General features: G+C 43.4%; 7 protein-coding genes and 2 pseudogenes. 8 read left to right on the forward strand and 1 reads right to left on the reverse strand.

All coding sequences use genetic code 11. From position 1 onward, the window contains the following. Window positions 1-37 precede the first annotated feature (37 nt). From IQO02_RS22505 to IQO02_RS20730, 8 genes and pseudogenes are all read left to right on the forward strand, one after another. Window positions 38-220, forward strand: a pseudogene (locus tag IQO02_RS22505) (hypothetical protein); the annotation flags it as partial. A gap of 294 nt (window positions 221-514) precedes the next feature. After that, window positions 515-1,813 carry a trigger factor gene (tig, locus tag IQO02_RS20700; protein WP_010439497.1) on the forward strand — a complete coding sequence of 433 codons (1,299 nt, stop codon included), beginning with the start codon at window positions 515-517 and terminating at the stop codon, window positions 1,811-1,813. Between the two features lie 105 nt (window positions 1,814-1,918). Next, window positions 1,919-2,545: an ATP-dependent Clp endopeptidase proteolytic subunit ClpP gene (clpP, locus tag IQO02_RS20705; protein WP_004736080.1), complete on the forward strand. Its 627-nt coding sequence runs from the start codon at window positions 1,919-1,921 to the stop codon at window positions 2,543-2,545. A gap of 81 nt (window positions 2,546-2,626) precedes the next feature. Then, the gene (gene clpX, locus IQO02_RS20710; RefSeq protein ID WP_010439502.1) at window positions 2,627-3,907 is read left to right on the forward strand and encodes an ATP-dependent protease ATP-binding subunit ClpX; all 1,281 of its coding nucleotides are present in this window, start codon (window positions 2,627-2,629) and stop codon (window positions 3,905-3,907) included. A gap of 132 nt (window positions 3,908-4,039) precedes the next feature. Next, window positions 4,040-6,391, forward strand: coding sequence for an endopeptidase La (lon, locus tag IQO02_RS20715; protein WP_010439506.1), 2,352 nt, complete (start codon window positions 4,040-4,042; stop codon window positions 6,389-6,391). Window positions 6,392-6,561: 170 nt separating this feature from the next. Further along, on the forward strand, window positions 6,562-6,855 hold the full coding sequence (locus IQO02_RS20720; protein WP_012604504.1) for an HU family DNA-binding protein: 294 nt from the start codon (window positions 6,562-6,564) through the stop codon (window positions 6,853-6,855). A 221-nt stretch (window positions 6,856-7,076) separates the two neighbouring features. Then, a complete protein-coding gene (gene ppiD, locus IQO02_RS20725; protein ID WP_016767081.1) occupies window positions 7,077-8,948 on the forward strand; it encodes a peptidylprolyl isomerase in 1,872 nt (623 codons plus the stop codon). Between the two features lie 244 nt (window positions 8,949-9,192). Beyond that, on the forward strand, window positions 9,193-9,492 hold the full coding sequence (locus IQO02_RS20730; RefSeq protein WP_102282545.1) for a ComEA family DNA-binding protein: 300 nt from the start codon (window positions 9,193-9,195) through the stop codon (window positions 9,490-9,492). A gap of 19 nt (window positions 9,493-9,511) precedes the next feature. On the opposite strand, the pseudogene IQO02_RS22300 reads toward IQO02_RS20730, so the two are convergent. Then, window positions 9,512-9,750: pseudogene (locus IQO02_RS22300) on the reverse strand (rhombosortase); the annotation flags it as partial.

A 9,750-nucleotide genomic window follows, 5' to 3' on the forward strand; every position in this document is an offset into this window, starting at 1 on the left:
CGGAGATTGTTGAAAAAGTTATCGACTCTGAGGGGTAAAACAAGAGCAAGATCTCTTTTTAAGGTTTTTAGCAAAAAAAGGCCTCGATTCCCTTGAAAAAGTCGCTATTGTCCCCATTTCTGTTGTGCTAAGTGATGTTTTGATCGTTTTTTTATCATTTAGTTGGACGAATTTAGAGCATTCATCATCAAGCAGAGGCGAACGGCTCGACAGAGATTAAACAGATCGCTAGAATGTCGCGTCTAAAATTTCTGTCCTGAGGCTAATCGGAGATACCTTTCTTGTTTCTGAAAACAAGCTTTGTTGCGTTTTAGTCGGCGTGTGAAGAACGAAGATATCGCTGATTAGTCTGGTGTTTAGTTGAATAATCAATTCAAACATCAATGCTCGATTTTAAATTAGGTGTTCGGATAGAGCACTACACAAGGATGCAGCCAACAACGTCGGCTTTTGAATTAAAGCTAAGTTACGGCTCATATGCTCAGATTACTGAGCCAGTTTTGAGGTTTATATAATGCAAGTTACTGTTGAAACGCTAGAAGGCCTAGAGCGCCGTCTTAATATTACTGTTCCTGCTGCTAACATCGAAGATGCAGTTACAGCTGAACTACGCAACATCGCGAAAAATCGTCGTTTCGATGGTTTCCGTAAAGGCAAAGTGCCAATGAAGATGGTTGCTAAAATGTACGGCAAAGCAGTACGTCAAGACGTGATGGGCGAAGTAATGCAACGTCACTTCATCGAAGCGATCGTTAAAGAGAAAATCAACCCAGCTGGCGCACCTACTTTCGCACCAGTTGAAAACAACGAAGGCGCTGACCTAGTATTCAATGCAACTTTTGAAGTTTACCCAGAAGTTGAGCTGAAAGGTCTAGAAAACATCACTGTTGAGAAACCAGCAGTAGAAGTTAAAGAAGCTGACGTTGAAGAGATGATCGAAACTCTACGTAAGCAACAAGCAACTTGGACTGAAGTTGAAGCTGCTGCTGACGCTGGTTCTCGTGCAACTATCGATTTCGTTGGTTCTATCGACGGTGAAGAGTTCGAAGGCGGTAAAGCTGAGAACTTCCCACTAGAAATGGGTGCTGGTCGCATGATTCCTGGTTTTGAAGACGGTATCGTTGGTAAAACAGCAGGTATGGAATTCGAAATCGACGTAAACTTCCCAGAAGATTACCACGCTGAAAACCTAAAAGGTAAAGAAGCTAAGTTTTCTATCAAGCTGAACAAAGTTGAAGCTCGTGAACTTCCAGAGCTTAACGAAGAATTCGTTTCTAAGTTTGGTGCTGCTGACGGCATTGAAGGCCTTAAAGCTGAAGTTCGTAAGAACATGGAGCGCGAGCTTAAGCAAGCTGTTAAGAACCGCATCAAAGAGCAAGCTATCGACGGTCTAGTTAACGAAAACAACATCGACGTACCTTCTGCTCTAATCGATCAAGAGATCGGTGTTCTACGTCAACAAGCTGCTCAACGTTTCGGTGGTAACACTGAAGCTGCTGACCAACTTCCTCGTGAGTTGTTCGAAGAGCAAGCTAAACGTCGCGTAGTTGTAGGTCTTCTTCTTGGTGAAGTAATCAAGACTGAAGAGCTAAAAGCTGATGATGAGAAAGTTAAAGCTATCATCGAAGAGATGGCTACAGCATACGAAGATCCAACAGAAGTTATTGCTTACTACGAGCAAAACGAGCAAATGATGAACAACATGCGCAATGTTGCTTTAGAAGAGCAAGCTATTGATGCAATCATCGCTAAAGCTCAAGTTTCTGATAAAGAAGTTAGCTTCAACGAGCTAATGAATCAGCAACCTGCTTAATATAGTAATATCTGACGTAGAAGGTTGACGTACGGTCAACAATTCTGCTAACAATGGTCCGTATGATTTAATCATTCGGGCCATTTATTTTAGGGACATAAGAATATGAGCTACCAAGAAAAAAATACAATGCCATCGATTATGGACGCACTAGTTCCTATGGTGGTTGAACAGACTTCCCGTGGTGAACGTTCTTACGATATTTATTCTCGTCTATTAAAAGAACGTATCATTTTCTTAACCGGTCAAGTGGAAGACCACATGGCAAATCTTGTCGTGGCTCAACTGCTTTTCTTGGAATCAGAAAACCCAGACAAAGATATCTATCTTTACATCAACTCACCTGGCGGTAGCGTAACAGCGGGCATGTCGATCTACGACACAATGCAGTTCATCAAGCCAAACGTGAGCACAGTATGTATGGGTCAAGCTTGCTCTATGGGTGCGTTCTTACTAGCGGGTGGTACTCCAGGTAAGCGTCACGTGCTTCCAAACTCACGTGTAATGATTCACCAGCCACTTGGCGGCTTCCAAGGCCAAGCGTCTGATATTCAAATTCACGCGCAAGAGATCCTAACGATCAAACAAAAGCTAAACAAACTATTGGCAGAGCATACAGGCCAGCCTCTAGAAGTTGTTGAGCGTGATACAGATCGTGATAATTTCATGTCTGCTGATCAAGCAGTAGAATACGGTTTGGTGGATTCAGTTCTTAATCACCGCGGTCAATAATTGCAAGGCAATTGTTTAACGCAAAGTGATTCAAATTGTTATACACTCAAACATAGAGAGTAAAGGCTAAGAGGTTAGCGAATGACAGACAAAAGCAAAGAGGGTGGTAGCGGTAAACTGCTTTACTGCTCTTTCTGTGGCAAAAGCCAGCACGAAGTTCGCAAGTTAATCGCAGGTCCTTCTGTTTACATTTGTGATGAATGTGTCGATCTTTGTAACGACATTATTCGTGAAGAAATTAAAGATGTTCTTCCTAAGAAAGAATCGGAATCGCTGCCAACGCCGCGTGAGATTCGTGAGCATCTTGACGACTATGTAATCGGTCAAGAATACGCGAAAAAAGTGCTAGCAGTTGCGGTATATAACCACTACAAGCGTTTGCGTAATGGTGATACGACAGCTGAAGGCGTAGAGCTAGGTAAGAGTAACATTCTTCTTATCGGCCCTACTGGTAGTGGTAAAACACTCCTTGCTGAAACATTGGCTCGTTTCCTAGACGTTCCTTTCACAATGGCAGATGCAACGACACTAACCGAAGCAGGTTACGTGGGCGAAGATGTTGAAAACATCATCCAGAAGTTGCTTCAAAAATGTGATTATGACGTAGCGAAAGCGGAACGTGGCATTGTTTATATCGATGAAATCGACAAGATTTCTCGTAAAGCTGAAAACCCATCCATCACGCGTGACGTGTCTGGTGAAGGTGTACAGCAGGCTCTGCTAAAACTTGTTGAAGGCACCGTTGCTTCAGTTCCACCTCAAGGTGGTCGTAAGCATCCACAGCAAGAGTTCTTGCAAGTGGATACATCTAAGATCCTATTTATCTGTGGTGGTGCGTTTGCAGGCCTAGATAAGGTGATTGAGCAACGTGTAGAAACAGGTTCCGGTATCGGCTTTGGCGCAGAAGTGCGTTCTAAAGACGAAACCAAAACTATCGGTGAACTGTTCACTCAAGTAGAACCTGAAGATCTAGTGAAGTATGGTCTAATTCCAGAATTCATTGGTCGTCTACCTGTTACAACAACACTGACAGAGCTTGATGAAGAAGCGCTAATCCAAATCCTTTGTGAACCAAAGAATGCACTGACAAAACAGTACGCTGCATTATTTGAACTTGAGGATACAGAGTTAGAATTCCGCGAAGACGCACTACGTGCCATTGCTAAGAAAGCAATGAACCGTAAAACAGGTGCTCGTGGTCTACGCTCTATTTTGGAGGGTGTTCTACTGGAAACTATGTACGAACTGCCATCTTCAACTGATGTAAGCAAAGTTGTGATTGATGAGTCGGTAATTAATGGTGAGTCAGAACCACTGTTGATTTACAGTAACTCAGATAATCAAGCAGCTGCTGCAGAGTAGGTCTTTTTTAGACCACACGCTCAAATTGAAAAAGGAGGTAAGCAATTACCTCCTTTTTTTTATTCTTCCATTGAATCCAGTCGTTTAAGCCCCATATACTGCTTTATAAGTTAAAGCGGAAGAGAGAAATATATGAACTTGGAACGTTCCGAGCGTATCGAAATCCCCGTGCTACCTCTACGTGATGTAGTGGTTTACCCACACATGGTTATTCCATTGTTTGTTGGTCGTGAAAAATCGATTACTTGCCTTGAGTCGGCAATGGAAGCTAACAAACAAGTACTACTTGTAGCGCAGAAAGAAGCGGACACTGATGAGCCTTCAATCGACGACCTATTTAACGTAGGTACAGTCGCTACCATTCTTCAGTTACTAAAGCTCCCTGATGGTACGGTTAAAGTACTTGTCGAAGGTCAGCAGCGTGCAAAAATTCACCAATTCAAAGAAAGTGAATTTTTCTTAGCGGATGCCGAATACGTTGTTACTTCAGAACTTGACGAAAAAGAACAAGAAGTGGTTGTTCGTAGTGCGATCAATCAATTCGAAGGCTTTATTAAGCTAAACAAAAAGATTCCACCAGAGGTTCTAACGTCTCTGAACGGTATTGATGAGGCTGCTCGCCTTGCTGATACGATTGCTGCGCACATGCCACTTAAATTGGTAGACAAGCAGCACGTTCTAGAAATTTTAGATGTCACTGAACGTCTGGAATTCTTGATGGGCCAAATGGAGTCAGAAATTGACATCCTACAAGTTGAAAAACGCATTCGTGGCCGCGTTAAGAAACAAATGGAGAAATCTCAGCGCGAGTACTATCTGAATGAGCAAATGAAAGCGATTCAGAAAGAACTTGGCGAGATGGACGATGCACCGGATGAATTCGAGACTCTGAAGAAGAAAATCGAAGATTCTAAGATGCCTCAAGAAGCTCGTGAGAAAACAGAGCAAGAACTGCAAAAACTGAAAATGATGTCGCCAATGTCTGCTGAAGCAACAGTAGTACGTAGCTACATCGATTGGATGGTAGGCGTTCCTTGGGCTAAGCGTTCAAAAGTTAAAAAGAATTTAGCGAAAGCGGAAGAGATCTTAAATGAAGATCACTACGGCTTAGAGCGTGTTAAAGAACGTATTCTTGAATACTTGGCTGTACAAAACCGTATCAACAAACTGAAAGGTCCAATCCTTTGTCTTGTTGGTCCTCCTGGCGTTGGTAAAACCTCTCTAGGTCGTTCTATTGCTGCGGCAACGGGTCGTAAGTACACTCGTATGGCGCTAGGCGGCGTTCGTGATGAAGCTGAGATTCGTGGTCACCGTCGTACGTACATCGGTTCTCTTCCGGGTAAACTTATCCAGAAGATGTCTAAAGTTGGCGTTAAAAACCCACTGTTCCTATTAGATGAAATCGACAAGATGTCTTCTGATATGCGTGGCGACCCATCTTCAGCGCTTCTAGAAGTACTAGACCCTGAGCAAAACAACGCATTTAACGATCATTATCTAGAAGTCGATTACGATCTGTCAGATGTTATGTTTGTTGCGACGTCGAACTCGATGGACATTCCTGGCCCTCTTCTGGACCGTATGGAAGTGATTCGTTTGTCTGGTTATACAGAAGATGAAAAGCTGAATATTGCTAAGAGCCACCTATTGGACAAGCAAGTTCAACGCAACGGTCTTAAGCCTCATGAAATTGAGATTGAAGACTCTGCAATCATCGGCATTATTCGTTATTACACGCGTGAAGCAGGTGTACGTAGCCTAGAGCGTGAAATCTCTAAGATCTGTCGTAAAGCAGTTAAAAACATTTTGCTAGACAGCGACCTTAAGTCTGTAACGGTTAACATTGATAACCTGAAAGAGTACTTAGGCGTTCAACGTCATGACTTTGGTAAAGCGGATGAGAGCAATCGTATTGGTCAGGTAACTGGTCTAGCGTGGACTCAAGTGGGTGGTGACCTACTGACAATCGAAACTGAATCAATGCCAGGTAAAGGTAAGCTAACGCAAACCGGCTCATTGGGTGATGTGATGAAAGAGTCGATTCAGGCGGCAATGACCGTGGTTCGCTCTCGTGCTGAAAATCTAGGTATCAACACTGATTTTTACGAGAAACGCGATATTCACGTTCACGTGCCTGAAGGTGCTACACCAAAAGATGGCCCAAGCGCGGGTATTGCAATGTGTACTGCACTTGTTTCTAGCTTAACGGGTAATCCTGTAAAAGCTGAGGTGGGTATGACTGGTGAAATTACCCTACGAGGTGAAGTTTTACCTATCGGCGGTTTGAAAGAAAAACTGCTTGCAGCTCACCGTGGTGGCATCAAAACAGTCTTGATTCCTAAAGACAATGAGCGTGATTTGGAAGAGATTCCAGACAACGTTATTGCTGACTTGAAGGTGATTCCAGTCCAATGGATTGATGAAGTTCTTAAGGTTGCGCTAGAACGAGATCCGTCAGGGGTCGAGTTTGACGTGAAAAAATAGTGATGCGTAGCAAAAATAAGTAAAGAATTACGCTGATAGGCTCGAAAAGGCTTGTCAGCGTTTTTTTTGGACGCTAAGTTATTCGCTAAAGCGGCAATCCCTTTTGCAATAAGGCTTGCGGCGAAATAAAAACCAAAATGGAACGTACAGTCATCGAGATTTAGTCACAGATGACACATAGGGGAAAAACAGTGAATAAAACACAACTAGTAGAATCAATCGCAGAAAACGCAGACATCTCTAAAGCTTCAGCTGGTCGCGCTCTAGACGCTTTCATCGAAGCAGTTGGCACAACGCTACAATCAGGTGACCAAGTTGCACTTGTTGGCTTTGGTACTTTCAGTGTTCGTACTCGTGCTGCTCGTACAGGTCGTAACCCAAAAACTGGTGAAGAGATCCAAATTGCAGAAGCTAAAGTACCTGGCTTCAAGGCGGGTAAAGCACTTAAAGACGCATGTAACTAATTTTTGTTTGCTGGAACCTCGAATGTGAAGAGGGGAAAGCATTAACATGCGTTTACTGTTTGAACAATGATGTTTCATTCTTAGGCAGTATGTGTGCAAAGCACATTGAACTTATTTAAATTATGCGCATCCTACTGATGCGCATTTCTTTTTCTGATAATATCGCGTGAATAGATTTTTATTTTGAAGCCAATGCTTCATATCCGGAGAGCACTTAAATTATGATGGATCGATTACGCGAAGGCGTGAATAGCATCGCGGTAAAAATTATCCTTGGGTTGATTATCCTGTCATTCGTATTCGCAGGTGTAGGCAGCTACATCACCGGTGGCGGTAACAACGCAGCAGCTAAAGTTGGCAACACAGAAATTGCTCGTGGCGAGTTTGAACAAGCTTACCAAAACGAACGTAATCGCATGCAATCTCAACTTGGCGATTACTTCGCTCAAATGCTTGCAGACCCTGCATACGTAGAGTCTTTCCGTAAATCAGTCCTTGATCGCATGATCAACGATGTTCTACTTGAGCAGCAAGCTGAGTCTTTAGGTCTACGAATCAGCGATTCTCAAATCCGTACCATGATTCTAGAAATGCCTCAGTTCCAAACGGCTGGCCAATTCGATCAAGAAGTTTACCAATCAGCACTACGTCGTGCAGGTTTCAGCGCAGAAAGCTTCGCTGAATACATGCGTCGTGACCTAATGCGTAATCAACTTGTTACTGCACTTCAAGGCAGTGAATTTGTTCTTCAAGGCGAAATCGATACTCAAAGCAAACTGATTGCTCAAACTCGTGATATTCGTACTGTGACGCTTTCTGTTGCTGATTTAGCGAAAGACATTGAGCTTACCGACGAGCAGATTGAACAGTACTACTCTGAAAACCCATTAGCTTACACTCGTCCAGAGCAAGCTAAGGTGTCTTACATCGAACTTTCAGCCGAAGCACTTAAGTCGCAGCTTAAAGTGAGTGATGAAGAAGCTCAGAAATACTATGAAGAGCATCTAGATAAGTACTCAACTTCAGAGCAGCGTAAAGTTAGTCACATCCTAGTTCAAGGCGACGATGAAGCGAAAGCGCAGTCCATCCTGGACGAACTCAACGCAGGCGCTGATTTCGCAACGTTAGCGGAAGAAAAATCTGATGACTTCGGCAGTGCTGAAGTTGGTGGTGACCTAGGTTGGATCGAACGTGATGTTATGGACCCAGCATTCGAAGAAGCCGCTTTTGCTCTTCAGAATATTGGTGATACAACGGGTTTAGTTAAATCTGATTTTGGCTACCACATCATCAAGCTAGACGAACTGAAAGCATCTCAAGCTCAGCCTTACTCTGAAGTAGCGGCAGAGATTAAGACAGAGCTTCTAGACCAGCACGCAGTAGACCAGTTCTACGAACAGCAAACTGAATTAGAGAAAGTAGCGTTTGAATTCCCTGACTCTCTAGATGACTCTGCAGAAGCAATTAACGCTAAGATCACAACGACTGATTTCATCTCTCAAGTAGATGCACCAGAAGTATTGATGACGCCTGCTGTTATGCAAGCTATCTTGAGCCCAGAAGTGAAAGAAGACGGCCTAAACTCTGAAGTTATCGAAGTGGCTCCTGAACACGTGATTGTTGTTCGTGTAGAAGAGACTCGTGACGAAACAGTTCTTCCTCTAGAACAAGTGAAGGATCAAGTTGTGGCTGCGCTGTCTGCTGTACAAGCCGAGCAGCAAGCGGTTGAGTTAGGTGTTTCTCTAGTGAACGAACTTAAGCAAGGCAATGAAGCAGTATTAGCGGATAACAACCTTGAGTTCACTGAACTTGAAACAATTGACCGTAACTCTCCATTGGCAGCTTCTGTATTCGCTCTAGCGAAGCCTGAAGGCGGTCAAGCGGTGTTTGGCCAATCTAAAGACCAAGACGGTAACATCGTTGTTGTAGAACTTTCTAAAGTAACGGCTGAAATCGACCCAGCTTACAGCACTCAAATTGGTGCTCAACTGGAACGAGTTGGCAACCAACAAGATCTGACCAACGTACTAAACGTACTTCGTGAAAACGCAGATGTTGAATACTACGTAGTAGGTCAAGGTCAAGGTCATTAAGGTTAGCTTAAACTGGCTAGCAAGATGACTTTGGTCTCTTACTACTGTCAGTCAAAACAAGGCTTTTGCTTTGCAAGTTAGGTTTATCCGATAAATCAGATTTGTGAGCTAACAAACAATCTGATGAAAACAAGATGTATAACAAAGCGGGTCACTTAGGTGACCCGCTTTATTTTTATCTGGTGATTGTGTTATCTGCCGCGGTAAATGCATAAGTTACCTTTTTTGAACAAAGGAACGGTTTATGCGAACAATATATTCAACATTACTTCTTTCATTTCTAATTACTCTGAGTGCTGGAGTGTTTGCTGATAGTCCGACTAAGGCAGAGTTGTACGACGGCATTGAAATCACCGTAAACATCAATAAAGCTACGGCTGATGAATTATCAGCATTACTTGTTGGTGTGGGTGACAAAAAAGCCCAAGAGATTGTCGATTATCGGGATAAGCATGGTGCATTTACAAAACCCAGTGACTTGGTCAATGTGAAAGGTATTGGCGAGGCAACGGTTGAAAAGAATCGTGAGCGAATTCAACTTTAATTTGGCGGGTTATTGAGGGTTACTTTTTATTCGGTAGCCATAACGCCATAGCCATGAAGCCTCCAGCGATAGCACCTGCTAGGTGGGCTTCAATGGCTACTCGAGCATTAATCAGTTCGCCAGTCGTGCTCGAAGGGCCAATAAGCTGCTCCCAAGCGATCTTAGTTATTAATCCCAACACTAGGAGCCAGCTGGACCTCCTGCCGCTCAGCGCTTCATTGAGAGCGAATAAGCCAAATAACCCATGCAAAGTGCCAG

The sequence above is a fragment of the Vibrio sp. OPT24 genome, from assembly GCF_015163545.1.
GTDB lineage: Bacteria > Pseudomonadota > Gammaproteobacteria > Enterobacterales > Vibrionaceae > Vibrio > Vibrio cyclitrophicus.

Bases quoted from the DNA above. Each gene is read 5' to 3' on its own strand.
- tig (WP_010439497.1), top strand. From the start codon at position 515: ATGCAAGTTACTGTTGAAACGCTAGAAGGCCTAGAGCGCCGTCTTAAT.
- clpP (WP_004736080.1), top strand. From the start codon at position 1,919: ATGAGCTACCAAGAAAAAAATACAATGCCATCGATTATGGACGCACTA.
- clpX (WP_010439502.1), top strand. From the start codon at position 2,627: ATGACAGACAAAAGCAAAGAGGGTGGTAGCGGTAAACTGCTTTACTGC.
- lon (WP_010439506.1), top strand. From the start codon at position 4,040: ATGAACTTGGAACGTTCCGAGCGTATCGAAATCCCCGTGCTACCTCTA.
- IQO02_RS20720 (WP_012604504.1), top strand. From the start codon at position 6,562: ATGACACATAGGGGAAAAACAGTGAATAAAACACAACTAGTAGAATCA.
- ppiD (WP_016767081.1), top strand. From the start codon at position 7,077: ATGATGGATCGATTACGCGAAGGCGTGAATAGCATCGCGGTAAAAATT.
- IQO02_RS20730 (WP_102282545.1), top strand. From the start codon at position 9,193: ATGCGAACAATATATTCAACATTACTTCTTTCATTTCTAATTACTCTG.